Genomic DNA, 24,228 nt, shown 5'->3' with positions numbered 1-24,228 from the left:
TTCGCTCCCAAGATCGGTGGACGCTTCATTGGGAAAGATCGGTGCTGTGAACGCTGCGCCGCCGCGATTTCAGCCCGGTCTCCAACTTGGTCCGCACCTCGCGCTTCACCCGGGCGGCAAGCTCAGTCTCATGCATTTCCAGGAAGGTTCGGACTGCGCGCGGATCCCACGGCACCAAGGACCGCAACGCCCAGCTGACTGCCTTGACCACGGTGTCGTCGCGATCGTTGATCAAGATGCCGACGACGCCGAGCGTCCGCTGCGTATCTCCCGTTCCCCAGCGTGACCTCGTGTTGAGCACCGTTGTGGAGACAAGCGCTATGCGCCGCCACCAATGATCCGGGCTCCGCGCCCAGCCGTCGACGTCGGCGTCCGAGATGAGCCCTTCGCGCCACGCGGGTCCCACCAAAACGGTCGCAAAAGCATCAGCCTGCCCCCACGTAGTGATGCCTTCTCCCAAGTGTTCAAGCCGGGCCCGCGTCAGCTCAGCGAAAGCCGCCTGGTGGGCGTTGATGAACTCCCAGCCCTCCCAGTCAAAGCCCGCTTGGACGAGCCCTTCGGCGAGATTGAAGACGACGGCCGCGTCCATCGTGGCGATTTCCGCGGAAACCCTGCGGCGGACGGCGCGGAAGCTCGCGGCGTCGTGCTTCTCCAAAGCGCGCAGCTCCTCAAGGACGCGCGCCAACAATTGCCCCGGTTGAGTATCCCCCGGAGACACGAGCACCCCGTGCGAAGCCACTTTCGGCCCCCCGATTTCGCAGCCTCAACGCTACTATGCGGGGGCGTCGTCGGTATCCGGCCCTTCGGCAGGTTCCTGGCTGTGAAGGCCGGTATCGTGCGACACCCAACCCTCCGTTTCCCCTTCGGCAGGGGCGTCGCTGTGATGGCGGACTTCGTTCGGATCTGGTGCCTTGTTCATTCCGGATGCTTCCTGTCCTTCGTTGGACTGTTCCCGCGAACGCCTTAAAGTCTACGCCGGGGAGGGGGCGTGTGGCCTAGGCTAGGCAAGGAACTACCGAACGAATTCAACGGCTGAATGCAGAGGTGAAGAATGGCAAAGCGACCCAACCAGGCAGTAAAGATTGCGCAGGAAACGGCCCACAACGCCATGTTCGACGCCAGCGGCAATGCCAAACCCGGTGTCCACAACGTGCTGCTCCGGGCCGTCGAGGTCCAACGTCCCCTTGTCCTGGCCAACCTGCGCCGCCTGCAACGCAAACACCCGCAGGCCACAGCGGCGCAGCTGGCCGCCAAACTGGAGCGCGACTACCTCGCCGCAGTCACCGGCGGGGGAGCCGCCGTCGGGGCAACCGCCGTCGTGCCCGGCATCGGCACCGCGGCCTCGCTGGGCCTTTCCGCGCTTGCCACCATCGGGTTCCTGGAAGGAACCGCTCTGTACGCCGCTTCCTTGGCCGAACTCCACGGAATCCGCCTCACCGATCCGGACCGTGCGCGAACCATGGTCATGGCCATCATGCTCGGCGAGGAAGGCACGGCCCTGCTGGGTGCCCTGAGCGGACAATCGCTCGGCAGAGGCAAAGGAATCACCCAGGCCTGGGGCATGACCCTCACCAAGAAGCTGCCCGGCGGAGGATTCGGGGTCATTCGCGATGCCATCCAGCGCGCCTTCCTCAAGCGGCTCGTTAAGCGCCAAGGCGCGGCCTTCCTCGGCCGGGCCCTGCCTTTCGGCGTGGGGGCCGTGGTGGGCGGAGTCGGAAACCGCGTCATGGGGCGTGCCGTAGCGGCCTCGGCGAGGGAAGCATTCGGTCCCATGCCGGACTTCATTCCGGGCGAGCTGCTCCCAGCCGCCCGCCAGAACGCGCTGGAAGGCGGGAATAGTGGATCTCAACGCTGATTCGGGGGAGTCGTTCGGCTCCTGGACCATGGGGAACGACGCATCAATGTTCCGGATCGTCAGCAGCGCCAACGTCGCCTGCGGCTTCCACGCCGGGGACCCGGTGACCATGCTGGACAGCTGCCGTGCCGCCTTCGAGCTCGACGTCCGGGTGGGCGCCCACGTGGGCTACCGGGACCTGCACGGCTTCGGGCGCCGATCGATGGACATGTCCTTCGATGAGCTCTTCGGCGACGTCCTCTACCAGCTCGGTGCCCTCGACGGCATGGCCCACGCGGTGGGCGCCTCCGTGGACTACGTCAAACCCCACGGTGCCCTGTACAACAGGATCGTCAACGACGTCGAGCAGGCCGAAGCAGTAGTGGCTGCGATTCACGCCTACGATCCCGGGCTACCCGTCCTTGGCCTGCCGGGCTCGGCGCTGCTGCGCCTCGCCGAGGAATCCGGCCACCCGGTGTTCCGCGAGGCGTTCGTGGACCGCGGCTACATGCCGGACGGAACGTTGGTGCCGCGCTCGCAGGAAGGCGCGGTGGTGCACGACGCCGGCGCGGTAGTCGAGCGGGCTGTGCGCTTTGCGGTGCGGGGCGAGGTGCTGGCCGTGGACGGCACAGTGGTGCGGGTTCAGCCCGATTCGTTGTGCATCCATGGCGATACCCCGGGTGCTGTCGAACTGGCGGCGGCGGTGCGCGCCGGCCTCGAGGAAGCTGGAGTGGAGATTGAATCCTTCGCTTGAGCGGGAGCTTTTGCCCTGCGGCGACAGCGCTTTTTTGGTGGAACTGCCCGAGCTGACCGCCGTCGTCGCGTACTACCGCGGGCTGACCGGGGCCGGCGCTTCGGTTGGCAGTTCAATGCCGGAGGGGATCATCGACGTCGTGCCGGCCGCCCGCACTGTCCTGGTCACCTTCGACTCGGAAACGATCCGTCCTTCCGACGTCCGCGACTGGCTGGAGTCCGCAGAACCGGCATACGACGTCGCCAGTTCGGGCCGCGAAGTGACCATCGAGGTCTCCTACCGTGGCCCGGACCTTGCCGAAACGGCACAATTCCTCGGCATGAGCGAGGCCGAAGTGGTCAAGCTTCACACGAGCTCGGAGTGGACTGCCGCATTTTCCGGCTTTGCGCCCGGCTTCGTGTACCTGGTCACCACGCACGAGCGGCTCCGCGTTCCGCGCCGGAACACCCCACGCACGGCCGTGCCGGCTGGTTCAGTTGGCCTCGCCGGCGAGTTCAGCGGGGTCTACCCGCGATCCTCTCCGGGCGGGTGGCAGCTGATTGGAACCACGACGGCGGCGCTGTGGGACGCGTCCAAGGCCGAGCCCGCGCTGATCCGGCCGGGTGACCTGGTCCGATTCGTGGAGGCCTGATGGGGATTGTCGTGGTGAACCCCGGCCCCCTCACCTTGGTGGAAGACCTTGGCAGGCAGGGCTGGGCTTCCTTGGGGTTGAGCCCTTCCGGCGCGCTGGACCGGCAATCGCTTCGCCTTGCCAACCTGCTGGTGGGGAATCCCGCGGAGGCGGCCGGGCTGGAGATATTGCTGGGTGGGCTTCGCCTGCGGTTCGTCACGGCGTCGACGGTCGCGGTGGCGGGTGCCGAGGGAATCGTGAGACTCAACGGGGCCGAGATTCCGCTGAACCAAGCCGTCCGGGTGGCCCCGGGCGCCGTGCTGGACTTCGGTGCCCCTCTGTTCGGACTGCGATATTACCTGGCGGTACAGGGCGGCATCGACGCGCCAAAGCTCCTCGGTTCAAGCAGCACGGACATGCTCTCCGGTGAAGGCCCAGCGCCGTTGACATCGGGTGAGCAGCTAGGAATCGGGCATGTTTCCGCGGGCAATGGCCTGGTTTCGGGTACGGGTTCGGGGGCCGTTAACAATGCGCATGTCCTCCCTGCAATCCGCCGCGCTCCTGATCCGGGGCGCGCCATCACAGCCCGCGTCGATCGCGGCCCCCGGGGGGACTGGTTCGACCCCGACTCCTGGCGCCGCTTGGTCAGCCAGGAATGGACCCTGTCGCCCGATTCCAACAGGATCGGTGCCCGGCTGGTGGGCCGCCCGCTCACCCAGGCCCGGCTCGAGGAACTGCCCAGCGAAGGCATGGTGCTCGGCGCACTGCAAGTGCCGCCGTCGGGCCTTCCCACGGTATTCCTGGCAGATCATCCCGTGACGGGTGGCTACCCTGTGATTGCCGTGGTGCGTCGCACCGATCTGGACTTGTTGGGCCAAGCCCGCCCCGGCCAGCGGATCCGTTTCCTCGGCTGAAGGTCCCCTCTACCGGACTGCGTCAGCCGAACACCAAGTGCGCTACCGTGAAGATCGCGAGCCCGGCCAGCGACCCCACTACGGTGCCGTTGATGCGGATGTATTGCAGGTCCTTACCTACCTGGAGCTCGATTTTTTGCGAGGTTTCCTCGGCATCCCAGCGCGCCACGGTGTCCGTGATGACCCCAGCGATATCGGAACGGTACGTTTTGACGAGGTACCCGGCAGCATCACCGATCCAGGCATTGACCTTGCCCGCCAGCTCGTCGTCGTTGACAAGCCGCGAACCGAAGTCCCGGACGGCGCTCTTGAAGCGCTGTGTCAGTTCGCTGTCGGGATCGTCGACGGCGGTGAGCAGCGCGTCCTTGATAGTGCCCCACGTGCGGGAGGCAAGTTCGCGGACCTCGGGATCGCCGAGGACCTGGGTCTTGATTGCCTCCGCGCGGGCGATCATTGCGGGATCGTGCTGGAGATCCTGGGCAAGATCACCGAGGTATGTATCGATCGATTGGCGCACTTGATGGTCGGGATCCTGCTGCACCGCCCGGACGAACTTGGAGATTTCGTTGTAGACCCTGTCTCCCACGATGTCGTCCACGAAGGAAGGAACCCAGAGGGGCGAACGGTCGGACACGAGCCGGTTCACCGTGGAGTGGTTCGCTTCCACCCAATCAGCCGCCCGGTCAACCAGCAGATCGACGAGTTTGTGGTGGTGGCCGTCGGCAAAGATCCGTTCGGCCATCCGGCCTACGGGCGGTCCCCACGGCGGGGTGAGCAGGTGCTTGCGGACCATGCCCTCGATCACTGCCTGGACGTCGTCGTCGTTCAGCACGGTGAACGCCCCGCGGATCAGTGCCGAACCTTCCTTGGCGATGCGCTCCGGACCGCCCGGGGATGCGAGCCACGTGCCGGCTTTCCGGGCGATGTCGATGCTCGCGAGCTTCTCCTGAACCACCTGCTCGGACAGGAAGTTGGTCTCCACGAATTCCCCGAGCGAAGCGCCGATCTGGTCCTTGCGCCGCGGAATGATGGCGGTGTGCGGGATCTTCAGGCCCATGGGGTATTTGAACAGCGCAGTGACGGCGAACCAGTCGGCCAGCGCTCCCACCATGCCGCCCTCGGCAGCGGCCCGCACGTATTCCAGCCACGGATACTGCCTCTGCAGGGCGAAAGCGGCCGTGAAAACCACCGCCATCACAATCAGGAGCGCCAGCGCCACCGACTTCATCCGACGCAGGGCAGCCGCCTTTTCGGCGTCGCCGTTCCGTTGCCCGACGCCGGATCCAACCGTGGAGCTGTTCCCGGCACCTGCGTTCCGGGTGGCCTCCGCCGTCGGGTCGCTATCGCTGTCCGTCACCGGGATTTGTTCAGAGTTCACCTGCATGTGCCCAGCGTAGCCCCGTCGCTGTCATGGACGTGGGCTACCGTGTCCCCATGACGAATGACGAGCCCGGTCGCCCAGACCAAAGCGCAGAGCAAAATACGCGGCCCATGGTCTACGCCCACCGCGGAGCCAGTGCAGCATTTGCCGAGCACACGCGTGCCGCCTACCTGAAGGCAATCGCCGACGGCGCCGACGGCGTCGAGTGCGACGTCCACCTGACCCGGGACCAGCACGTTGTCCTGCTCCACGACGCGAACTTGGACCGTACCTCCGACGGTACCGGTCCCGTGGCCGAGAAGACGCTCGAAGAACTGCGGCAGCTGGATTTCTCTTCCTGGAAGGGCGCCCGGATCCCGGACCAGTACGGCGCAAAATCGGACCAGCTCCTGACGCTCCCGGAGTTGCTGGAGATCCTGCGTGGTGCCGGCAGGACCATCGGCCTGGCCATTGAACTCAAGCACCCCAGCCCGTACCAGCTCAAGCTTGAAGACCGCGTGCTGGAGCTTCTCGGCCGGGAAGGGTGGAACGCGGAGACCTCCATGCTGGACAACATCCAGGTTTCCTTCATGAGTTTCAGCCCGGATTCGGTCAAGCACCTGCTCCAGTTCGTTCCCGCGGAGCACATCTGCCAGCTCGTGGACGACGTCACGGTGGAGGAAGTCCGCGATGAACTGGGCCTGGGAGTCATCACCGGAGGAGCGGTGGCCAACGTGATGAAGGCGGCCCAGCAGGAAGGCGAACGGATCCTGGACGACTGCGAGGTTGGACTGGCCGGGCCGGGCATCGACTACGTCCGCAAGCATGCCCGCACCGTCCAGCGCTGGCTGGAATCAGGCCGCCGCTTCCGGGTGTGGACCGTTGACTCGGAGAACGATGTTGCCCTCTGCCAAGGCCTGGGCATCCACGAGATCACCACGAACAAGCCGGCGCAGGTCCTGGCCCAGCTTTAGGCGCCACGCGCACCCAACTAGCTCGCAGTTGTTGTCGTTTAGGGGCTCCAAAACGACAACAACTGCGAGTCAGATGACCGTGTTGCTGAGGGTTCCGATGCCGCCCAGTGTGATGTCCACCCGGTCGCCGGGCTGGACAGCCACGAAGGTGTTCGGAGCTCCCGTCATGATGATGTCGCCGGGCTCCAAGGTCAGCCATTCGGTGACATAGACGAGGCAATCCGTGATGGAGGATGGCAGGTTGAAGGACCCGGACCGGGCCTTGACCTCGCCGTTGACTACTACCTCGGTGCTGACGTTGTCCGGGTCCTCGATCCCGGTTTCGATCCACGGTCCGAGCGGCGTGTAGTTGGTGCCGGACTTGCCCTGGAAGAGCTTTTCGTCGACGTGGTTTTGATCCACGTTGGTGACGTCGTTGACCACGGTGTAGCCCAGGACGTGGCTCAAGGCGTTCTCGGCAGTGAGCTTTTCCGCCCGCTTTCCGATGACGGCGGCCAACTCGCCTTCCACGTTCACCGTGCCCGCGTTGCGCACGGCCACGATGCCGTCACCGGGTCCGGCGATGCTGTGGACGGACTTGTGCCAGGCCTGGATGGGCAGTACGTGGTTGTTGTTGCCCAGGTTGTGCCCGATGCCGAGCACCACGGAAGGCCTGACCGGGGCGAGGAGCTCGGCGTCGTCCGCGGAACTGGATTCTCCGGTGAAGGATAGGACCTCGGCAAAGGGATCCTCGATGTGGTCCCAGCGTCCATCGCGCAGGACAGCGTGCTGGGGGCCGGAAGGGGTCTTCAGTCGGGCGATGCGCATGGAACTCCTCGTTGAATTTCTTGTGGCGGTGGACTGTGGCGGTGGACTGTGTCAGGCACGGCCTAGAAAGAAACATACATCATACTGAACTGAGTCCAATACTCTGAACGCATAACTCAGTCCGAAACCTTCCGGTTACCGCGCTGGGCAGGGCTGTGGTTGCATGAATACATGCCTTTTTCATGGTCCGCCCGGACAACACAGACAATCTCCGCGGCGGCCATGAGTGCACTGTTACTCGTCAGTGCCAGGAAGCACTTCCGGCAGCCGAAATTCTTCGCTCCCGTGGTCCCGGACTATCTCTGCCGCGAGGACTACGCAGTCGGGCACGCTGAAGCCGGCCAGGACAAGACCAAACCAACCGCACCGCACAACGGCGCCTTGGCGGTCATGTCGAGGGAGGAATGGATCGCGGTGAGTGGACTGCTTGAGGCGGTTGCCGCCGTCGGACTCCTCATTCCTGCCACGCGTAGGGCTGCAGCCCGCGGCACTACGCTGATGTTCACGGCGTTCCTGGCCGGCCACGTGGACGCGCTCCGCCGCGCCTACTCGCCTACAGGGACGGTGTCCGCTCGGCGGATCCACACACTGCGGCTGCCCTTGCAGATCCCTCTGATCCTGTGGGCATGGAGCTTGGCCGGAGCGAAACGGGGCGCATGAAACTCCTCGAATCCCCGGCGGTGAAGGTGGGCCTCTCCATCAGCATTGCAACGGGTCTCTACGGCATCTCGTTCGGGGCATTGGCCTCGGCCTCGGGGTTCAGTTTCTGGCAGACCATGGCGTTCAGCCTGCTCATGTTTAGCGGCGGCTCGCAGTTCGCCTTCATCGGCGTCGTGGCTGGCGGAGGTTCCGGCATTGCGGCCATGACAGCGGCCGCGCTGCTGGGGTTGCGCAACGGCATCTACGGGATGCAGATGAACGCGCTGCTGCGTCCCAGCGGTTGGCTCAAGTACCCGCAAGCCCACATCACCATCGATGAATCCACGGCCACTGCCTCGGGACAAAGCGATTCCGACGAACAACGCCGCGGCTTCTGGACAGCCGGACTCGGCATTTTCGTGCTGTGGAACATCTTCACGGCTGTGGGCGCACTGGCCGGCGATGCCTTGGGCGACCCCAAGCAGTGGGGTCTCGACGGCGCCGCCGTGGCGGCGTTCCTCGGCCTTCTTTGGCCGCGGCTCAAGGGCCGTGAGCCGTGGGCGATTGCGGCGGCAGCTGCCCTGGCGACCATCATTGCGGTCCCGTTCGTTCCGGCTGGGGTGCCCATCCTCGTGGCCGCCGTCGTGGCCGGAGCCATCGGCTGGTTCAGCCACGGACGCAGCGACGAAGGGATGGAGCCCGACGTCGATCCCTACCCGCGCGGTCATTCCAGTGCTGACGCTTCCAGCCGCGAAAGGAACGCCGAATGAACCTCTGGGTTTGGATCCTCATTGCCTGCGGACTGGCGTACCTGACGAAACTTTCGGGCTATTTCGTGCCGGCGAAACTGCTGGAGAGTCCCCGGATGATGCGTGTGGCCGGCACCATGACCATCGGACTGCTGGCATCCCTGACCGTGGTCAACGCTGTGGCGTCCGGGCAGTCCCTGGCCTTCGACGCCCGGCTCGGCGCGCTGGCTGCGGGTGCCGTCGCACTGTGGCTCCGTGCCCCGTTCCTGGTAGTGGTCATCGTCGGGTCGGCAGCGGCCGCTGGGCTCCGGCTGCTCGGTTGGCGCTGAACCGCGACGCGCGGTTCCAACCATCGCCGCGGCGCGCAACGCCGTCGTGCGCTGGTTACTGGAAATTCATCCCGGGTATGGGGGTCTGCTGCGGCAGCGGGCGCGACGGGCGCTCGGTGCGGATGGCGTCCTCAAGGAGGGCAACAGGCCGTTCCCAAGCGCGGGACCCCGGCTCCATGGTGTCCACGGCGCCGATCAGCATGGCAACAAGGCGCACCATGTCCTCGATGGAAATGTCCCGGCGCAAAGAACCCTGGCCCTGGCCGCGGCTAAGAAGTTCAGCCATGGAATCGATCAAGCCGCCCGTGATGCCCACCAGGAGTCCGCGGCGGCCGGCGACGGCGCCCAGCAGGTTGGCGTCTTCGCTGGCAACCTGCACTACGGCGTCGATCACGTTGATGAGCCCGACGGCGGCATCCATGCCCGCGAGGGACTCTTCCACGACCGGGTCGACATGAAGCCGGAGTTGCCGCGACAGGGCGGCCAGGACGAGTTGTTCCTTGTCAGCGAAGTTGCGGAACAGTGTAGCCGGGCCAACACCCGCGGTGGTGGCGATCGTCTGGAGTGGAACCTCCGGGCCCAGCTCGCGGAAGCACTGGCGCGCCGCCGTGATGATCTTGTCTACATTGCGCGCAGCATCAGCTCTAAGTGGCTTGCGTTCCAAGGGCCGGTCCATGCTGCTCACAGTAGCAACGGAGGGGCTCCAATCACTTTTGTGACATTCTTGCCCGTGAAAGACTGGATTCATGTTGCTTGCCTTTTCAGTCGCCCCGTCCGGCCAGCCCGCTGCTGGCGCCGCATCCGTTGATGGCTCGGTGCACGATGCCGTTGCCGAGGCCGTGAAGATCGTCCGCGAATCCGGGCTTCCCAACCAGACGGACTCGATGTTCACCACCATCGAGGGTGAGTGGGATGAAGTGTTCGACGTCGTCAAGCGCGCCACCGAGGCGGTGAGCAAGTACGGGAGCCGGGTGTCCCTGGTGATCAAGGCGGATATCCGGCCGGGATATGCGGGGGAGATTACGGGCAAGGTCGAGCGGCTCGAGAAGGCGATCGCCGGCGGGGAATAGGCCCTTCGGCGGCGCGCAGGTTCCACACTCGGACTTTGATCAGCCGGGGGTCTCTGATGCCTGCTTATTGTTGATGGCAATCGCCTCCGATGACTATTGAAACGCCCTTGAGTCGGGAGCTTAAGCTAACAAAATGCGATGCGCGATAACAAGTATTGTTATAAGTTCGCATAAGTTCGTGTACTCACTCCATGGATCCTTCATTGAACCCATTCGCGCCAGGCTCTGGCGTGCGACCCCCGGAACTCGTTGGACGCGACAGTGAGATTAGGGCATTCGATCTGCTGATCGCTCGGACGCGGTCCAACACAACTGGGGATCGCGGAATGGTCCTCTCGGGCCTGCGAGGGGTGGGTAAGACGGTCCTGTTGAATGTCTTCGCTGAGCACGCCCGGCAGAACGACTGGCTCGTAATCCAGCTCGAAGCCCAGCCAGGGGAAGCCGGTAAGGGTGCGACGCGCGCGAAGCTAGCACGCGAACTTGAAGTTGGTGCTCGGCGGCTTCGGGGCAAGCCCGCTTGGGCCTATCTAAAAGAGTCGATGGCTAGTATTGGCAACATCTCCGCCAGCCTCGGCGCTACAGGCGTTTCGGCCTCCGTGACCACGAATCAGGGCAGGGCCGATTCGGGGAATCTCGACATCGATATTGAAGAGCTGGTCGAAGATGTATCCCTGGCCATGCGCAAGGCCCGGGCTGGATTCGGCCTATTCATTGATGAAATGCAGGATCTGGACGAGGAACTACTGACAGTCCTTCTGTCGGTTCAGCATCTCGCCGGGCAGAGGGGATGGCCCTTCTACATCGTCGGTGCAGGTCTCCCCAACCTTCCAGGCAAGATATCAGAGGCCAGGACTTACGGAGAGAGATTGTTTCTCTACAAGACCATCGGCCAGCTCACCGAAGAAGCGGCCGCAGAAGCCCTCACCCTGCCGATCAGCAGGCTAGGCGCATCGACGGCACCCGAAGCATTGTCGATATTGTTGTCCGCGGCCAACGGATACCCCTACTTCCTCCAAATTTATGGGCGTTCCGCGTGGGACGAGGCGCCGGACAAGGTCATTACCGCCGAGGACGCCCAGGTGGCGGTCCGGTACGGAACAAGCGATCTTGACCATGGTTTTTTTGAGGCTCGATGGCAGCGTGCCACTCCTGCTGAACGGGTATACCTGAGGGCGATGGCTCTTGACGGTGAACAGCCTTCGTCCACGGGCGAAATTGCCGCGAGGCTGGGGAAATCTACGAACAAGCTCGCGGTCATTCGGCAGCGACTCATTACAAAGGGCGTGGTCTATGCGCCCGAATACGGATCGATTCAGTTCACGGTCCCGGGAATGGCTGGCTTCATTGAACGCCAGACGGAAGGCTGAGAGGGTCTCCGCTGCCGGTCCTTCCCTCCGGCCCGTGCCCGGTGCCAGACTGGGGCCATGTTTGAACACAAGGCCCAGCCCGGCTGGGTGGCCGTGGAGGAATACTTGTCCAACGCCGTCGTTCGCCCGAACGCCGCGCTCAAGCATGCGGTGCAGTCCGCCCTCGACGCCGGGATGCCGCCTATCGAGGTGGCGCCCAACGCCGGCAAGCTGCTCAAGATGCTGGTGCAGTTGTCCGGGGCGCGACGCGTGCTGGAAGTCGGCACCTTGGCTGGCTTCAGCGCGATCTGGATGGCCCAGGGGCTGCCCGACGACGGCCGCCTGGTCACGTGCGAATACCTCCCGAAACACGCCGAAATCGCCCGGGCGAACGTTGACATGGCAGGGATCGGCCACAAAGTAGACATCCGGATCGGCCCGGCTCTGGAGACCCTTGCGGCGCTGGCCGAAGATCCCACGCGGGACGGTCCATTCGACTTTGTCTTCATCGATGCCGACAAGGAGAACGATTCCAACTACCTGGACTGGGCCATCCGGCTCGGGCGGCCGGGGACGGTGATCGTGATGGACAACGTCATCTGGGAGGGTGCCATCCTGGATCCTTCCATGGACGAGGTGAACGCTCCGGGCATCGTGGGGGCTTTGGAGATGATGGGCAAGGATCCGCGCCTCGACGCAACGGCCATCCAAACGGTTGGATCCAAGGGATGGGACGGCTTCGCGATAGCCCGCGTGGTGTGACGCTAGGCTGAGCGAATGGAATTTACCCTCCGCCCGGCAACCGTGGACGACGCCGAGCCCCTGACCCGCATGCATGTGGCTGCCTGGCGGGAAAGCTACGGGCACCTCTTGCCCGAGGAGTTCTTCGCCTTCCGTGAGGCCACCATCAACACGCGGATCGAGAGGCAGCGGGAAGCCTTGGAGGGCTCATACAAGCCGATGCTCGCCCACGACGCCGGCGGTGCCTTGGTGGGCATCGCCTTCGCCCGCGAGGCCCCGGAGGAGGACCGGCCGTGCGAGCGGCAACTGCAGGTGATCTACACCCTGCGTCGCGTGCACGGTTTGGGCGTGGGGCAAGCATTGGTCGACGCCGTGATCGGCAATTCTGCCGCCTTTCTTTGGGTGCTCGAAGACAACCCGCGGGCCCAGGCTTTCTACCGCAAGAACGGCTTCCGGCCTGACGGAACACGCCAGCTCTTGCCGCCCGAATGGCACGAACTGCCGGAGATCCGGATGGTGCGTGCCGCCGTCGGGGGCTGACCGGCGGATGGTGCGCGCCGCCGTCGGGGGCTGACCGCAAGGCTGCGGCGTCAACTAGGGTTGAAGCATGACCGGAAGAGGGCGGCAGTAGTGGCGAAGCGTGGCAAGGGCAGGGGAGCCGGGCAAGCTGCCGGGGTCATCGAGGTGCCCGCGGGCACCAAGCCGAACGGTCCCATGGAGGGCGTCTACTACATCGACACCGGCGACTGCGAGTTGGTTGCCGACCCCGACAATTCCAACGGCTGGCTCCTGAAGATCAACGGCGTCATGAGCTCGCATATCGATGTCGCAGAGCCGCTGTTCCTGGACTTCGAGTACATGCGCTGGATAGCCGCGCTGGTTGAATCCAAATGGCCGCCCGAATCCAAGCCGAAGTTGCGGGCCCTGCATCTCGGCGGCGGAGCATGTTCCCTCGCCCGGTACTTCCACGCCGCCTACCCGGACGCGCGCCAAGTGGTGGTGGAACTCGACGGCAAGCTGGCCGAATACGTGCGCGGCTGGTTCGACCTCCCGAAGGCCCCGCTGCTTCGAATCCGGGTGGGCGAAGCCAGGGAAGTCACGGAAAGCCTCACGCCGGACACCCGCGACCTCATCATCCGGGACGTCTTTGCCGGCGCCCTCACCCCGAGGGCGCTCACCACCCGCGAATTCAACGACAACGCGTCGAGGGTGCTGGCGCCGGGCGGGCTCTACGTGGTGAATTCCGGAGATGCGCCCGACCTCAAAAACGCCCGCGAGGACGCCGCCACCATCGCAGACACCTTCGCGCACACCATGATCATCGCCGATCCCGCGATGCTCAAGGGCCGGCGGTACGGGAACATGATCATGGCCGGCAGCCACGAGCCCTTCGGCGACGATCCGCAACTGGCCCGGAAGCTCCTCGGCGGGGCGGTTCCCGCACATATCTGGAACGACGCGAAAGTCCGGGCATTCGCCGTCGGCGCGCAGATCCGGCACGACCCGCGGCCAGCCGCCTGACCGTCGCTCACCGAAGGGCTCATTTGTGAGCGAGCGTCGGCCGGGGAAGGCTTATATGTGAGCGAGCGTCCGCCGGGGCGCGCCGCACCTTAGCGGCGGGCCAGAAGCAGCTCGCGGTGGGCGGCCGTCTCCTCTTGGAGGGCGTGCACGACGGCGGCGACGGCGGGGCGGCGCATCGAGTCGGGCCGCAGGACCATCCAGTAGGGGAGCAGCTCGGCGAAATGCGCGGGCAGCAGCCGCACCAGGTCCGGGTGCCGGTCGGCCATGAAGCATGGCAGGAAGCCGATGCCGGCCCCGGCACGCGTGGCCTCCACGTGGACGAAGACGTTGGTGGAGCTCAAGCCGTCGCGCATGGACGGGACCAGCCGGCGAGGGGCATCGAGATCGTCCACTTGCAGCATGGAGTCCACGAAATAGACCAGCTGATGCCGCGTCAGCTCCTCCACGGTTCCGGGTACGCCGTGAAAAGCCAAGTACTCGCGCGAGGCATACATTCCCAGCATGTACTCACCCAGCAGCACAGCCTCGGCCCGGTGCACCTGCGGTTCGCCCACCACCACTTCCACGTCCAGGCCGGAACGCTGCTGGAGCGCCCGGCGGGTCACGGTGATGATCTCCACGGTGAGGCCGGGATGCGATCGGCGCAATCGCGCCACAGCGGGTGCCGCGATGTAGGCGCTGAAACCGTCAGTTGCGGTCATGCGCACGACGCCGGCAATGGGGTCCGGCGCACGGTCCTCCGGTCCCAGCGTGCCCACCGCCGCTTCGATCCGCTCTGCAACGCCCACGGCCTCGGCTCCGAGCTCCGTGATTTCCCAGCCGCCGGCCGCCCGCGCGAGGACCCGGCCGCCGAGCGCCTTTTCGAGCGCGGCGATCCTGCGGGAAACGGTGGTGTGGTTCAGTCCCAAGGCTTGGGCCGCCGTCGTGAACTTACCTGAGCGCGATACTGCGAGCAGGACGAGGAGGTCATCGGGATTCGGATTCATATCTGCAATTCTGCACACACTTGGTGCCATTTTGGCCATTGAAGCAGCACTGATGTGCGGCAATACTCATTGGAGCATTTCGTGTTGTGGATCACAACGCGTGTCAGTGTGGACACTAAGGAGATGGACATGAGCGTAGGACAACGCTCCGCAGCAGGGGCCGCCACCGGCAAAGGCGCAGGCCTCAAGAAGATCGTCGCCGCCTCGATGGTGGGCACCGTGGTGGAATGGTACGAATTCTTCCTCTACGCCACGGCCGCAACGCTGGTTTTCGGCAAGTACTTCTTCCCGCCCACGGGCAACGACCTCGACGGCATCATCCAGGCGTTCCTGACCTACGCGGTGGGCTTCGTGGCCCGGCCCCTGGGCGGCATCGTCTTCGGCCAGATCGGCGACAAGCTCGGCCGCAAACCCACGCTGCAGCTCACCATCGTGATTGTCGGCGTGTCCACCTTCCTCATGGGCTGCCTCCCCGGCTTCGCCGACCTCGGTTTCTGGGCGCCGGCCATGCTCGTGGCACTCCGCTTCATCCAAGGCTTCGCGCTGGGCGGCGAATGGGGCGGCGCGGTGCTGCTGGTGGCAGAACACAGCCCCAAGGAATCCCGCGGATTCTGGTCAAGCTGGCCGCAGGCCGCGGTTCCCGTCGGGAACCTCCTCGCCACGCTGGTCCTCTTCATCATGTCCACCACTCTGAGCAGCGCAGCCTTCCTCGGCTGGGGATGGCGCGTGGCCTTCTGGCTCTCCGCAGTGATCGTCTTCGTGGGCTACTACATCCGCACCCACGTGACCGAGGCCCCGATCTTCCTCGAAGCGAAGGCCCAGGTGGAGAAGGAACAAGCCATCAGCTACGGCGTCGGCGAAGTCATCCGTAAGTACCCCAAGGGCATCCTGCAGGCCATGGGACTGAGGCTCGCCGAGAACATCATGTATTACCTCGTGGTGAGCTTCTCCATCGTGTACCTCAAGAGCGTGGACAAGTACGACACCTCGTCCTTGCTGCTCGCCCTCCTGATCGCGCACGTTGTCCACTTCGTGGTCATCCCGCAGATCGGCCGGTTGGCAGACGCGTGGGGCCGCAAGCCGGTTTACCTGATCGGTGCCATCAGCGGTGCCACCTGGCCGTTCTTCGCCTTCCCCATGTTCGACACCAAGAATCCCGCGGTGATCGTTGCCGCCGTGACCATCGGCCTCTGCCTGCACGCCTTCATGTACGCAGGGCAGCCGGCCATCATGACCGAGCTCTTCCCCACCCGCATGCGCTACTCAGGAGTCTCCCTTGGCTCGCAGGTCACCTCGATCTTCGCCGGTTCGCTGGCCCCGCTGCTGGCGACCCAGTGGCTCAAGGACACCGGATCCTGGATGCCCACGGCAATCTACCTGGTGATCTCCTGCGCGATTACCGCCGTCGTCGTCTTGACGCTCAAAGAGACCCGCGGTGTGGCGCTGGAAGACGTTGACAATGCCGATGCCGTTCGTCACGGCCTCCCCATGGGTGCCCGCGCATGAGCCTCGAGGGCCGCAAGGCCCTGGTGACCGGCGGGGCGGGGGGCATCGGAGCGGCATGTGCCACGGCCCTCGCCGCGCGCGGCGCGAAGGTTGTAGTGGCCGACGTCGATGCCGCCGGAGCCGCGGCCCTCGCCGATAAGCTGGGCGGCACTGCCTGGGGCGTCGACTTGCTCGACACGGAGGCGCTCGCCGGACTCAGCCTGGATTGCGACATCCTCGTGAACAATGCCGGGATCCAGAAGGTCGCTCCCATCGAGGAGTTCGAGCCGGCGGACTTCCGCCGCATCCTGACCCTCATGCTCGAGGCCCCTTTCCTGCTTATCCGGGCCGCACTCCCGCACATGTACGCCAACGGATTCGGCCGGATCATCAACATCTCCTCGGTCCACGGGCTGCGGGCCTCGGCGTTCAAGAGCGCCTATGTCTCGGCCAAGCACGGGCTCGAGGGGCTGAGCAAAGTGACGGCCCTCGAGGGCGGCCAGCACGGCGTCACCTCCAACTGCATCAATCCGGGATACGTGCGTACGCCCCTCGTCGAAAGGCAGATCGCGGACCAGGCACTGCTGCACGGCATCCCCGAATCGGAAGTCCTGGCGAAGGTCATGCTGACGGAGTCCGCCGTGAAGCGCCTCGTAGAGCCCGAGGAAGTCGCGTCGCTGGCAGCGTGGATAGCATCCGACGACGCCGGCATGGTCACCGGGGCAAGCTACACGATGGACGGGGGTTGGTCCGCCCGCTAACCCGCCCCTCGATGTCGTAGGCTGGTGCGCACGAGGGGAGCGAATATGGGTCTCGATCCGGCCAGCCTGAAGATAGCCCTGGGCATTGTCGCGTCTACGCTCTGCCTGCTGTTTTTCGGATCGTTCCGCCGGACCCGCTCCGCGTACAGCGGTTGGTGGTGCCTCGCCCTCGTTTTCCTGCTCTCGGGGAACATGGCGTACCTGCTCGCCGGGACTCCCCAGCAAATCTGGGCGGGGCCACTCGGCAACGCTTTGCTGGTGGCCGGGGCGTTCAGCGTGTGGGCCGGCTCGCGTTCCCTGCGCTTGCTTCCAACGCCGCGATGGCAGCTTCTCGCCGGACCCGTTGCCACGGCGGTGGCCGCCTCGCTGGAGAACCCGGCCACCAACGCATGGTCCGGCGGACTGGTGTATTTGGCCATGATGTCCTTGGGCATGGGTCTGGCAACGGTTGAACTCTGGCGGTTGAAGCCCAGCGTTTCACAGGCCCACCGCTCCTTGGCGCTCGCCGCAGGAGTATTGGCGTCGTTCTTCCTCTGCCGTGGAATCGCCTATGTCCTGGAAGGTCCCGACGGCCCGGACTTCGGCACCTATCTCAGCTCGGCAACCACCAGTGTGGTCACTATCGTGCTTCTGGTCACCGTGTCCTTCAGCATGACTGCGCTGAGCAACGAGCAGCTCATCAACGGGCTCAACGAACGCGCCACCCGGGACGGCCTGACGGGGCTCCTCAACCGCACCGCCTTCATGGAGCTGGCCACCCAGGAAATCAACAGGCTGCACTCTGCGGGGTCGATCTCCACCCTGATCCTCGCCGACCTCGATCATTTCAAGGCCCTCAATGACAGCCATGGCCACGCCGCGGGCGACACTGCCATCCAGGCCTTCGCCGCCGCGTGCCAGGCTTCGGTCCGCCACACAGACCTCGTCGGAAGGTATGGCGGAGAGGAATTCACCATTCTGCTTCCAGGGGCCGACCTGGAGAGCGCGGAAATCATTGCCAACGAAATCAGCCGCCGTCTGGCCGCGGCAGAACCACCGGACGGCGTCACCTTCCCGACGGTGAGCTATGGCATTGCTCCCAGCACCCTCGCCAACGCCGAGGTGGACCATATGATCGTGGCCGCCGACAAAGCGCTCTACCAGGCCAAGTCCCTCGGACGGAACCGCGCGGTCTGCGCAACTTCCTGACTGCGCACCGCACCGCCGTCGTGCGCCGACTAACGTCGCGCTGAGCCGATCCTGCACCGCTGGGATCGGTCCGCTAAAGCAATCTGCTTAAACGCTTGATCAAAAGTGTGACCTCGGTTACGCTTGCAGTGATCAAACGCTTTAGCAGAAATGGACATCAACGCCGATGACTTACTCAGTCTTCTTCCAACCCACCGATGGATGGGTCGGAGACGTGATCCCGTTCCAGAAAGACGGGGAGTTTTGGCTTTTCTATCTGCACGAGGTGCGGAACGACCCGAAGCCGGGAACGTCCTGGAATCTCGTGACCACCAAGGACCTCACGCGATTCGAGGACCATGGAGTGTCGCTGCACCATGGCGGAGAGGGCGAAGCGGACTTCAACGCCTACACGGGCAGTGTTGTGTGCGACGAGTCCGGGACGCACCACCTGTTCTATACCGGACAGAATCCCCGGCACCTCGGCTCCGACGGTGCCCCCCTGCAACTCGTCATGCACGCCACGAGCACGGACGGAATGCTGACGTGGATCAAGCATCCGGAACTGACGTTCGGCGCCCCGGCCGGCTATGAATCCGGCGACTGGCGCGATCCTTTCGTTTTCAAGGACGAGGCCAGCGGCCTGTGGCGGATGCTGCTGGCCGCGCGGCACGCGGACGGCCCGGACCGCCGTCGCGGGCTGATCGCCCAATGCGTTTCCCCGGACCTGATGGATTGGGAGCACACCGAGCCGTTCTGGGATCCCCGCCGGTACATCACGCACGAATGCCCGGACGTTTTCGCCTGGGGCGACTGGTGGTACCTGGTCTATTCGGAATTCTCCGAGTCCTTCACCACCCGCTACCGCATGGCGAAAAGTCCCGATGGGCCTTGGATCGTGCCGCCGCGGGACAGCGTTGACGGCCGCGCCTTCTATGCCTCGAAGACGGCCGAGCGGGACGGTCGCCGGTTCTTCTTCGGCTGGGTCGCCAGCAAGGAGGGCAACCACGACGACGGCGCCTGGCAGTGGGCGGGCACGATGTCCGTCCTCGAGGCCCGCCAGAACGACGACGGCACCCTCGCTTTTTCCCTCGCCGACGAACTCGTCGAGAGCTTCTGGGACGACATCCCGGTATCCCTCGGGGATGACTTTCCGCTGGTACTGCATGCTCCAGACGGGTACACCGCCATGGTGTCCGATGAGGTCCTCCCTCGCCAGTTCTACGCCCGGGCGGTTTTGCAGATCGAAGCCGATACCAGCGAATGCGGCCTGCTGTTCCGCTCAAGCGCGGACGGAGACGAGTCCTACATCATCCGCCTGGAACCGAAGCGCGGCCGCATGGTGTTCGACCGATGGCCCCGCGAAATCAGCGGCGACGCGCAATGGCACGTCTCGGGGGATGTCCCCTTCGAGATCGAGCTGGAACGCCCCTGCGAGCTGGCCTCCGGAGAGCACACCCTCGAACTTGTCGTCGACGGGGACCTCTGCGTCGCCGTCGTCGACCGGCAGGTCGCCCTCAGTACCCGGATCTACGGGCTACCGGACGGCCGCATCGGCGTATTCGCCGGTGAAGGCACCGCAACTCTCACCGATCTTGAGATACGTAAGCGCACAGACAACTAAATACCCAGCGCCAGACCTCCGTTCAAATCAAAGGAGATTTTCCCCCATGAAGAAACTCATAAGAACGGCCGCCGTAGCAGCGGCCGCAGCCCTCGCCCTCTCCGCTTGCGGCGGTGGAGGGGCAGGCAGCGCCTCCAACGTCAACCCCACCGGGGACATCAAACCGCGGCAAATCTCGTGGCTTCTGTCCCGGCCGGCAGACGGTGCAGTCATCAACGTCATGAAAAAGGTGGCCGACGAGTACGCCCAGACCCATCCCGGCTTTTCCCTCAACCTGATCACCACCCCTGACCGGCCCTCCTACATCCAGAAGTACGAAACCCTCGCCGCCGCGAACAAGCTCCCGGAGCTGTTCGACACGGACGCCACGCCCTTCGCCCAGCAACTCGCCAAGCAGGGCAAGATGGTGGATGCCGAGAAGCTGCTCAAGGACCTCGGTGTCTACGACAGCTACCGGACGAACGCACTGAATTACCAACGCTTCGACGACGGATCCCTCTACATGGTCCCGTTCCAGTTCGAGCTCGAGTACTTTTGGTACAACAAGGCTCTCTTCCAGCAGGCTGGAGTATCAGTGCCGAAGTCACTCGACGACATCCCCGCGATGTGCACGGCCCTGCGCAAGGCCGGGATCACGCCCGTCGCCCTTGACGGCCAGGACCAGTGGCCCCTTGAGCGCTACGTCTCCTACCAGCCCTTCCGCGACGCCGGACCCGACTTCGTACAGAAGCTCAAGAAGGGTGACGCGAAGTTCAGCGACGCCACCGGCCAGAAGACAGTCAACTGGATAAGCCAGCTCGGAGGGGCAGGTTGCTTCCAGGACGGCTTCTCCTCGCAGGGTTACTCCGACGCCCAGAACCTCTTCACCTCCGGCAAGGCCGCCATGTACAACATCGGTACCTGGGAACTGCCCAGCCTCGCGACCGACAAGCTGAACCCGGCGGTGCGTAACGACGTCGACTACTTCACGCTTCCGGCCACGCCGAGTTCCGCGACGGCCACCAACGAGTACGTGGCAACCTCAGGTATCGGCATGGCGGTCAACTCGAAGACCTTCGACCCGCTCGTGAGCGACTTCCTGAAGTTCGCCCTCGCCAAGTACCCCTCGGAATACGCGGCCACGGGCGCCCTCTCGCCGACGACGAATGTCCAGACGACGATTCCAGCCAACGCCACGCCGCTGTACAAGAAGGCGATCGACCAGGCGAAGGATCTCGGATCGAAGCTCGCGATGCCTTGGGACACGCAGCTTGATCCGACCACCAACAGCAGGCTGCAGCAAGAGCTCGTGCTCTTGGCCCAGGGCAACGTCAAGCCTGCGGAGTTCACCAGCACGATGGATAGCACCATCGCACAGAACGCTCCCAAGTTCTTCAAATAACACGCAGCGGTGGGGGGCCCAGGCCCCCCACCCGAAAGGCCCTCCCATGCTTCCCAATCGATCACGACTCTCGGTCTTGGTCTTCCTGCTCCCGCCGCTGCTTCTCTACGGCGTTGCAGTGCTGTTCCCGATCCTGCAATCGCTATTCCTCAGCTTCTTCTCCTGGAACGGCATCAGTGACATGGAGTTCGTGGGCTTCGCGAACTACGTGCACATGCTCACCGGTGACGGCGTGTTTTGGCGTTCCTTCTTCAACGCCCTCGGCTACCTCGCCATCTGCCTCGTCCTCCAATTGGGCGGCGCGTTGTTCGTCGCCAGCCTCCTGACCTCGCTGCGAAGAGGCCGCGAGCTCGTCAAAACCCTGTATCTCCTGCCTGCGGTGATCTCGACCGTGGCCATCGCCTTCCTCTTCGTACGGATCTACTCGATCGATCCGGTGGGTCTCCTCAACCAAGTCCTCGGCTGGATCGGCCTCGGCAGCCTCGAGCGCCCTTGGCTTTCCGACGTCAATACTGTCCTCGCGGCAGTTTCGGCACCCGAAGGCTGGCGGTTCACGGGACTCTACATGCTCATCATCTACGCGGCGCTGCTCGCCGTCCCGCAGGAACTTGAAGAAGCGGCACGCCTGGACGGCGCCAACAGATGGCAGCTGTTCACCAAGATCAGGTTCCCCCACATCAGGCCGGTGTGGATCACCACCACCATCATGGCAACAACCTACGGCCTGCGCGGATTCGATATCCCGTACCTCATGACCAACGGCGGTCCCGGCCAGTCCTCGGAGCTCCTGACGACGTACATGTACAAAACCGCATTCACCAGCACCGACTTCGGCTACGCCAGCACCATCTCGGTCTTCATCGTGGTGGAGTGCCTCGTCGCGGTCGGATTCATCTTGCTCATGCTCAAACGAAAGGCTGACGCATGACCGCGCAAACAGCCCCGGTTAACCGGCCGATCCCTGCTCCACCAAACAACCCGGCCCCGCCAAGCCCGCCGGCGCCCCGACGTCGGCGGCGTAAACCAAACGCCTTCCGAAGCTTGTCGAGGGTGCTGATCGTCCTCATCGTCGTGGTGCAGGTCTACCCCCTCGCCTGGCTGTTCCTCACGAGCCTGCGCAATGAGCACGACTTCGCGACCGGTGATCCTTTTGCGCTGCCGGGCTCGATCAGCTTCGACAACTACGTCCGTGCGTTCCAGACCGGCAACCTCGGCCAGAACATCCTGAACAGTTTCATCGTCACGATGGGCGCTAACCTCCTGATCGTCCTTCTCGGGATGATGGCAGCCTATGCCTTGCAGGTCCTCGGATTCCGGTTCAGCAAATTCGTCCGGGGCCTCTTCCTGATCGGCATCATCGTGCCGGTGCAGATCGCGCTTGTGCCGCTGTTCATCGACTATTCGTCCGTGAACCTGCTGGACACCTACCAATCGATGATCATCCCCCTGGCGGGGTTCGCCCTTCCCATGTCGATCTACCTCTTCTCGTCGTTCTTTGAGTACATTCCCCGCGAGACCTACGAGGCAGCGTCGTTGGACGGCGCCGGCCCGTACCGGATCTTCGGGCTGATCACCCTTCCGCTCTCGACCAACACGGTAGTGACAGTGGTCCTGGTGAACAGCATCTTCATCTGGAACGACTTCATCTTCGCGAACACCTTCGTTCTGTCCGAAGGGCTCAAGACCATCCCACTGGGGCTGCAGAACTACATCGGAGCAATGGGCAAGGTCGACTGGACAGCGACATTCGCCGCTGTCTGCATCACCATCACTCCTTTGCTGCTCGTGTTCCTCGTCCTCAACAAGGCGATGATCCAGGGCCTCGAGAGCGGGGCGACGAAGGGGTGAGAAAGCCGCCACTGGATAGACTGTGGGAGGAGGGCCAATGACGTCTGAAAAAAGCTTGAAAGAACCCGAGGTGAACCCCTCGCATCCATCGACTCCGAGGGCGAGTCATCCGGTGACGATGCGGGAGGTAGCGGAAGGGGCTGGAGTCTCCGTTGCCACGGTTTCCCTCGTTATCAACAACAAGAAAGACGCCAGGATCGGCGCCGCGACCCGCAAACGCGTCCTGGACACCATCCGCGAACTGGGGTACCGCCCGAACGCCCTCGCGAAGAACCTCGTGAGCGGCAGTTCACGGTTCATCGGACTCGTCGCTGACGCGATCGCCACAACCCCCTTCGCTGGGCAAATCATCCACGGCGCCCAGGACGAAGCGTGGAAACACGGATTCGTGCTGTTGGTCGCCAACACCGAGGGCGACGAGCCCGTGGAAAAAGACGCCATCTCGATGATGCTCGAGCACAAGGTTCGCGGCATCCTGTACTCCACCTGGTTCCACCGCCCAACCAAGATCCCCGCTGCGTTGCAAGAGACTGACTTCGTGCTGGTGAACTGCTTCTCCCCGGACTCCGACGCCCTGGCGGTGGTCCCGGACGAAGTCCACGGCGGACGGGAAGCCACTGAAATCCTTGTGCGCAAGGGGCACCGACGGATCGCCTTCATCAACGCCACGATTCCTGCTCCGGCGAAGGACGGACGCCTCCAGGGCTACCGGGAAGCGCTCGAATCTGCTGGAATCGCCTTCGATCCGCACCTCGTGTTCGACGCGTATCCTGACCAGGAGGGCGGCTACGGAGCAGTCGAGGAGCTCCTCAAACGCGATGTCACGGCAGTCTTCTGCTACAACGACCGTATGGCCATGGGCCTCTACGACGGGCTGAAGCAACTGGGGCTGTCCATTCCCGAGGACATGGCCGTGGTGGGGTTCGACAACCAGGAAGTCATCGCGGCGCACATGCGGCCGCCGCTGTCCACCGTCGCGCTGCCGCACTACGAGCTTGGCGCCGCGGGCGTGCGCTTGCTGCTCGGCGTTGACGAACCGGCGGGCAGCCCTGTGGTAAAGCTTGAATGCCCGCCAGTGGAACGCGACTCGGTTGGACCGAATACCCTTACGGCTCCCCGGCTGCCTTAGGCTCAGCCTCGTCCACCGCCGAGTGCTCAATGTAGGATTCCACCGCCGACTCCGGAACGCGGTATGACCGCCCGAACCGCACGGCGTGGATGGCGTGCGAGTTCACGAGGCGGTAGACGGTCATTCTGGATACCCGCAGGGCCTCGGCAACCTCGGCGATCGTCATGAACCGGTTGGCTGGAACGCCGGCGGCGGACAT

28 protein-coding genes are annotated in these 24,228 nt (G+C 64.3%); 21 read left to right on the top strand and 7 right to left on the bottom strand.

What is annotated here, in order from left to right; genetic code table 11:
- Positions 1–25 precede the first annotated feature (25 nt).
- The gene (locus VLA65_RS11365) at positions 26–739 is read right to left on the bottom strand and encodes a DNA alkylation repair protein (protein ID WP_148667512.1); all 714 of its coding nucleotides are present in this window, start codon (positions 737–739) and stop codon (positions 26–28) included.
- Between the two features lie 33 nt (positions 740–772).
- Positions 773–919, bottom strand: coding sequence for a hypothetical protein (locus VLA65_RS11360; protein WP_306960266.1), 147 nt, complete (start codon positions 917–919; stop codon positions 773–775).
- A 132-nt stretch (positions 920–1,051) separates the two neighbouring features.
- Between VLA65_RS11360 and VLA65_RS11355 the strand changes: the two genes are divergently transcribed.
- Genes VLA65_RS11355 through VLA65_RS11340 form a run of 4 tightly spaced genes read left to right on the top strand, consistent with a single transcriptional unit; the run spans position 1,052 to position 4,112 of the window.
- Entirely contained in the window at positions 1,052–1,855 is an 804-nt protein-coding gene (locus VLA65_RS11355; protein WP_284991101.1) for a hypothetical protein, read from the top strand.
- Complete coding sequence (locus tag VLA65_RS11350) at positions 1,839–2,588, top strand: LamB/YcsF family protein (RefSeq protein WP_284991100.1); 750 nt, start codon at positions 1,839–1,841, stop codon at positions 2,586–2,588. Before VLA65_RS11355 ends, VLA65_RS11350 begins: the two co-directional genes overlap by 17 nt.
- Positions 2,572–3,219, top strand: a complete 648-nt coding sequence (gene pxpB, locus VLA65_RS11345) for a 5-oxoprolinase subunit PxpB (RefSeq protein WP_332602554.1) — start codon at positions 2,572–2,574, stop codon at positions 3,217–3,219. The genes VLA65_RS11350 and pxpB overlap by 17 nt, the downstream gene beginning before the upstream one ends.
- Positions 3,219–4,112 carry a biotin-dependent carboxyltransferase family protein gene (locus tag VLA65_RS11340; protein ID WP_332602553.1) on the top strand — a complete coding sequence of 298 codons (894 nt, stop codon included), beginning with the start codon at positions 3,219–3,221 and terminating at the stop codon, positions 4,110–4,112. The genes pxpB and VLA65_RS11340 overlap by 1 nt, the downstream gene beginning before the upstream one ends.
- Before the next feature lie 22 nt (positions 4,113–4,134).
- Here VLA65_RS11340 and VLA65_RS11335 read toward each other — a convergent pair whose 3' ends face one another.
- Positions 4,135–5,340 carry a DUF445 domain-containing protein gene (locus tag VLA65_RS11335; RefSeq protein WP_441433402.1) on the bottom strand — a complete coding sequence of 402 codons (1,206 nt, stop codon included), beginning with the start codon at positions 5,338–5,340 and terminating at the stop codon, positions 4,135–4,137.
- 206 nt (positions 5,341–5,546) lie between these two features.
- Here VLA65_RS11335 and VLA65_RS11330 point away from each other — a divergent pair, with 206 nt between their 5' ends.
- Positions 5,547–6,446, top strand: a complete 900-nt coding sequence (locus tag VLA65_RS11330) for a glycerophosphodiester phosphodiesterase (RefSeq protein WP_306960278.1) — start codon at positions 5,547–5,549, stop codon at positions 6,444–6,446.
- 69 nt (positions 6,447–6,515) lie between these two features.
- On the opposite strand, the gene VLA65_RS11325 is transcribed toward VLA65_RS11330, so the two are convergent.
- Positions 6,516–7,253, bottom strand: coding sequence for a fumarylacetoacetate hydrolase family protein (locus tag VLA65_RS11325; RefSeq protein WP_059388434.1), 738 nt, complete (start codon positions 7,251–7,253; stop codon positions 6,516–6,518).
- Between the two features lie 171 nt (positions 7,254–7,424).
- Between VLA65_RS11325 and VLA65_RS11320 the strand changes: the two genes are divergently transcribed.
- From VLA65_RS11320 to VLA65_RS11310, 3 genes are read left to right on the top strand one after another with little or no spacing between them, the layout of a single operon-like run.
- The gene (locus tag VLA65_RS11320; RefSeq protein ID WP_332602551.1) at positions 7,425–7,913 is read left to right on the top strand and encodes a DoxX family protein; all 489 of its coding nucleotides are present in this window, start codon (positions 7,425–7,427) and stop codon (positions 7,911–7,913) included.
- Positions 7,910–8,662: an AzlC family ABC transporter permease gene (locus VLA65_RS11315; RefSeq protein ID WP_059388436.1), complete on the top strand. Its 753-nt coding sequence runs from the start codon at positions 7,910–7,912 to the stop codon at positions 8,660–8,662. The genes VLA65_RS11320 and VLA65_RS11315 overlap by 4 nt, the downstream gene beginning before the upstream one ends.
- Positions 8,659–8,970, top strand: coding sequence for an AzlD domain-containing protein (locus VLA65_RS11310; RefSeq protein WP_332602550.1), 312 nt, complete (start codon positions 8,659–8,661; stop codon positions 8,968–8,970). The genes VLA65_RS11315 and VLA65_RS11310 overlap by 4 nt, the downstream gene beginning before the upstream one ends.
- Positions 8,971–9,025: 55 nt before the next feature.
- Here VLA65_RS11310 and VLA65_RS11305 read toward each other — a convergent pair whose 3' ends face one another.
- Entirely contained in the window at positions 9,026–9,646 is a 621-nt protein-coding gene (locus tag VLA65_RS11305; RefSeq protein ID WP_284991092.1) for a TetR/AcrR family transcriptional regulator, read from the bottom strand.
- Between the two features lie 70 nt (positions 9,647–9,716).
- Here VLA65_RS11305 and VLA65_RS11300 point away from each other — a divergent pair, with 70 nt between their 5' ends.
- The 5 genes from VLA65_RS11300 (at position 9,717) to VLA65_RS11280 (ending at position 13,648) form a co-directional block, all read left to right on the top strand.
- Positions 9,717–10,040: a thiamine-binding protein gene (locus VLA65_RS11300; protein WP_284991091.1), complete on the top strand. Its 324-nt coding sequence runs from the start codon at positions 9,717–9,719 to the stop codon at positions 10,038–10,040.
- Positions 10,041–10,231: 191 nt separating this feature from the next.
- A complete protein-coding gene (locus VLA65_RS11295; RefSeq protein ID WP_059388440.1) occupies positions 10,232–11,407 on the top strand; it encodes an ATP-binding protein in 1,176 nt (391 codons plus the stop codon).
- Positions 11,408–11,464: 57 nt separating this feature from the next.
- Positions 11,465–12,148 (top strand): O-methyltransferase, encoded by a 684-nt coding sequence (locus tag VLA65_RS11290; protein ID WP_284991089.1) that lies wholly within the window; start codon positions 11,465–11,467, stop codon positions 12,146–12,148.
- 15 nt (positions 12,149–12,163) lie between these two features.
- The gene (locus tag VLA65_RS11285) at positions 12,164–12,667 is read left to right on the top strand and encodes a GNAT family N-acetyltransferase (protein WP_332602549.1); all 504 of its coding nucleotides are present in this window, start codon (positions 12,164–12,166) and stop codon (positions 12,665–12,667) included.
- 90 nt (positions 12,668–12,757) lie between these two features.
- Entirely contained in the window at positions 12,758–13,648 is an 891-nt protein-coding gene (locus VLA65_RS11280; protein WP_442880287.1) for a spermidine synthase, read from the top strand.
- A gap of 89 nt (positions 13,649–13,737) precedes the next feature.
- Here the strand turns inward: VLA65_RS11280 and VLA65_RS11275 are convergent, their stop codons facing one another.
- On the bottom strand, positions 13,738–14,634 hold the full coding sequence (locus VLA65_RS11275; protein ID WP_332602548.1) for a LysR family transcriptional regulator: 897 nt from the start codon (positions 14,632–14,634) through the stop codon (positions 13,738–13,740).
- Between the two features lie 129 nt (positions 14,635–14,763).
- Between VLA65_RS11275 and VLA65_RS11270 the strand changes: the two genes are divergently transcribed.
- The 8 genes from VLA65_RS11270 (at position 14,764) to VLA65_RS11235 (ending at position 24,029) form a co-directional block, all read left to right on the top strand.
- Positions 14,764–16,140, top strand: coding sequence for an MFS transporter (locus VLA65_RS11270; protein ID WP_332602547.1), 1,377 nt, complete (start codon positions 14,764–14,766; stop codon positions 16,138–16,140).
- Complete coding sequence (locus tag VLA65_RS11265; protein ID WP_306960732.1) at positions 16,137–16,880, top strand: 3-hydroxybutyrate dehydrogenase; 744 nt, start codon at positions 16,137–16,139, stop codon at positions 16,878–16,880. Before VLA65_RS11270 ends, VLA65_RS11265 begins: the two co-directional genes overlap by 4 nt.
- A gap of 45 nt (positions 16,881–16,925) precedes the next feature.
- Positions 16,926–18,068 (top strand): GGDEF domain-containing protein, encoded by a 1,143-nt coding sequence (locus VLA65_RS11260; RefSeq protein WP_332602546.1) that lies wholly within the window; start codon positions 16,926–16,928, stop codon positions 18,066–18,068.
- A 166-nt stretch (positions 18,069–18,234) separates the two neighbouring features.
- Positions 18,235–19,671, top strand: coding sequence for a GH32 C-terminal domain-containing protein (locus VLA65_RS11255; protein WP_307052923.1), 1,437 nt, complete (start codon positions 18,235–18,237; stop codon positions 19,669–19,671).
- 46 nt (positions 19,672–19,717) lie between these two features.
- Positions 19,718–21,052, top strand: a complete 1,335-nt coding sequence (locus VLA65_RS11250) for an ABC transporter substrate-binding protein (protein WP_332602545.1) — start codon at positions 19,718–19,720, stop codon at positions 21,050–21,052.
- A 46-nt stretch (positions 21,053–21,098) separates the two neighbouring features.
- Positions 21,099–21,980 carry a carbohydrate ABC transporter permease gene (locus VLA65_RS11245; protein ID WP_059388447.1) on the top strand — a complete coding sequence of 294 codons (882 nt, stop codon included), beginning with the start codon at positions 21,099–21,101 and terminating at the stop codon, positions 21,978–21,980.
- Positions 21,977–22,900, top strand: a complete 924-nt coding sequence (locus VLA65_RS11240) for a carbohydrate ABC transporter permease (RefSeq protein ID WP_332602544.1) — start codon at positions 21,977–21,979, stop codon at positions 22,898–22,900. The genes VLA65_RS11245 and VLA65_RS11240 overlap by 4 nt, the downstream gene beginning before the upstream one ends.
- A gap of 118 nt (positions 22,901–23,018) precedes the next feature.
- A complete protein-coding gene (locus tag VLA65_RS11235) occupies positions 23,019–24,029 on the top strand; it encodes a LacI family DNA-binding transcriptional regulator (RefSeq protein WP_442880293.1) in 1,011 nt (336 codons plus the stop codon).
- Here VLA65_RS11235 and VLA65_RS11230 read toward each other — a convergent pair.
- Positions 24,007–24,228 carry a helix-turn-helix domain-containing protein gene (locus tag VLA65_RS11230; protein WP_059388450.1) on the bottom strand — a complete coding sequence of 74 codons (222 nt, stop codon included), beginning with the start codon at positions 24,226–24,228 and terminating at the stop codon, positions 24,007–24,009. The two genes, VLA65_RS11235 and VLA65_RS11230, sit on opposite strands and share 23 nt — an antisense overlap.

Origin of the sequence: Arthrobacter sp. S2(2024) (assembly GCF_036662515.1) — a bacterium.
Lineage (GTDB): Bacteria > Actinomycetota > Actinomycetes > Actinomycetales > Micrococcaceae > Arthrobacter.
The sequence above is the reverse complement of the archived record's forward strand: the minus strand, read 5'-3'. Positions and strand labels throughout refer to the sequence as shown.

Excerpts from the sequence above, each read along its gene's own strand:
- VLA65_RS11355 (WP_284991101.1), top strand. The coding sequence starts at position 1,052 with ATGGCAAAGCGACCCAACCAGGCAGTAAAGATTGCGCAGGAAACGGCC.
- VLA65_RS11235 (WP_442880293.1), top strand. The coding sequence starts at position 23,019 with ATGCGGGAGGTAGCGGAAGGGGCTGGAGTCTCCGTTGCCACGGTTTCC.
- VLA65_RS11250 (WP_332602545.1), top strand. The coding sequence starts at position 19,718 with ATGAAGAAACTCATAAGAACGGCCGCCGTAGCAGCGGCCGCAGCCCTC.
- VLA65_RS11285 (WP_332602549.1), top strand. The coding sequence starts at position 12,164 with ATGGAATTTACCCTCCGCCCGGCAACCGTGGACGACGCCGAGCCCCTG.
- VLA65_RS11325 (WP_059388434.1), bottom strand. The coding sequence starts at position 7,253 with ATGCGCATCGCCCGACTGAAGACCCCTTCCGGCCCCCAGCACGCTGTC.
- VLA65_RS11330 (WP_306960278.1), top strand. The coding sequence starts at position 5,547 with ATGACGAATGACGAGCCCGGTCGCCCAGACCAAAGCGCAGAGCAAAAT.
- VLA65_RS11275 (WP_332602548.1), bottom strand. The coding sequence starts at position 14,634 with ATGAATCCGAATCCCGATGACCTCCTCGTCCTGCTCGCAGTATCGCGC.
- VLA65_RS11255 (WP_307052923.1), top strand. The coding sequence starts at position 18,235 with ATGACTTACTCAGTCTTCTTCCAACCCACCGATGGATGGGTCGGAGAC.
- VLA65_RS11315 (WP_059388436.1), top strand. The coding sequence starts at position 7,910 with ATGAAACTCCTCGAATCCCCGGCGGTGAAGGTGGGCCTCTCCATCAGC.
- VLA65_RS11290 (WP_284991089.1), top strand. The coding sequence starts at position 11,465 with ATGTTTGAACACAAGGCCCAGCCCGGCTGGGTGGCCGTGGAGGAATAC.
- VLA65_RS11335 (WP_441433402.1), bottom strand. The coding sequence starts at position 5,340 with ATGAAGTCGGTGGCGCTGGCGCTCCTGATTGTGATGGCGGTGGTTTTC.
- VLA65_RS11305 (WP_284991092.1), bottom strand. The coding sequence starts at position 9,646 with ATGGACCGGCCCTTGGAACGCAAGCCACTTAGAGCTGATGCTGCGCGC.
- VLA65_RS11340 (WP_332602553.1), top strand. The coding sequence starts at position 3,219 with ATGGGGATTGTCGTGGTGAACCCCGGCCCCCTCACCTTGGTGGAAGAC.
- VLA65_RS11300 (WP_284991091.1), top strand. The coding sequence starts at position 9,717 with ATGTTGCTTGCCTTTTCAGTCGCCCCGTCCGGCCAGCCCGCTGCTGGC.
- VLA65_RS11310 (WP_332602550.1), top strand. The coding sequence starts at position 8,659 with ATGAACCTCTGGGTTTGGATCCTCATTGCCTGCGGACTGGCGTACCTG.
- VLA65_RS11230 (WP_059388450.1), bottom strand. The coding sequence starts at position 24,228 with ATGTCCGCCGCCGGCGTTCCAGCCAACCGGTTCATGACGATCGCCGAG.
- VLA65_RS11265 (WP_306960732.1), top strand. The coding sequence starts at position 16,137 with ATGAGCCTCGAGGGCCGCAAGGCCCTGGTGACCGGCGGGGCGGGGGGC.
- VLA65_RS11240 (WP_332602544.1), top strand. The coding sequence starts at position 21,977 with ATGACCGCGCAAACAGCCCCGGTTAACCGGCCGATCCCTGCTCCACCA.
- VLA65_RS11295 (WP_059388440.1), top strand. The coding sequence starts at position 10,232 with ATGGATCCTTCATTGAACCCATTCGCGCCAGGCTCTGGCGTGCGACCC.
- VLA65_RS11320 (WP_332602551.1), top strand. The coding sequence starts at position 7,425 with ATGCCTTTTTCATGGTCCGCCCGGACAACACAGACAATCTCCGCGGCG.
- VLA65_RS11360 (WP_306960266.1), bottom strand. The coding sequence starts at position 919 with ATGAACAAGGCACCAGATCCGAACGAAGTCCGCCATCACAGCGACGCC.
- VLA65_RS11245 (WP_059388447.1), top strand. The coding sequence starts at position 21,099 with ATGCTTCCCAATCGATCACGACTCTCGGTCTTGGTCTTCCTGCTCCCG.
- VLA65_RS11260 (WP_332602546.1), top strand. The coding sequence starts at position 16,926 with ATGGGTCTCGATCCGGCCAGCCTGAAGATAGCCCTGGGCATTGTCGCG.
- VLA65_RS11270 (WP_332602547.1), top strand. The coding sequence starts at position 14,764 with ATGAGCGTAGGACAACGCTCCGCAGCAGGGGCCGCCACCGGCAAAGGC.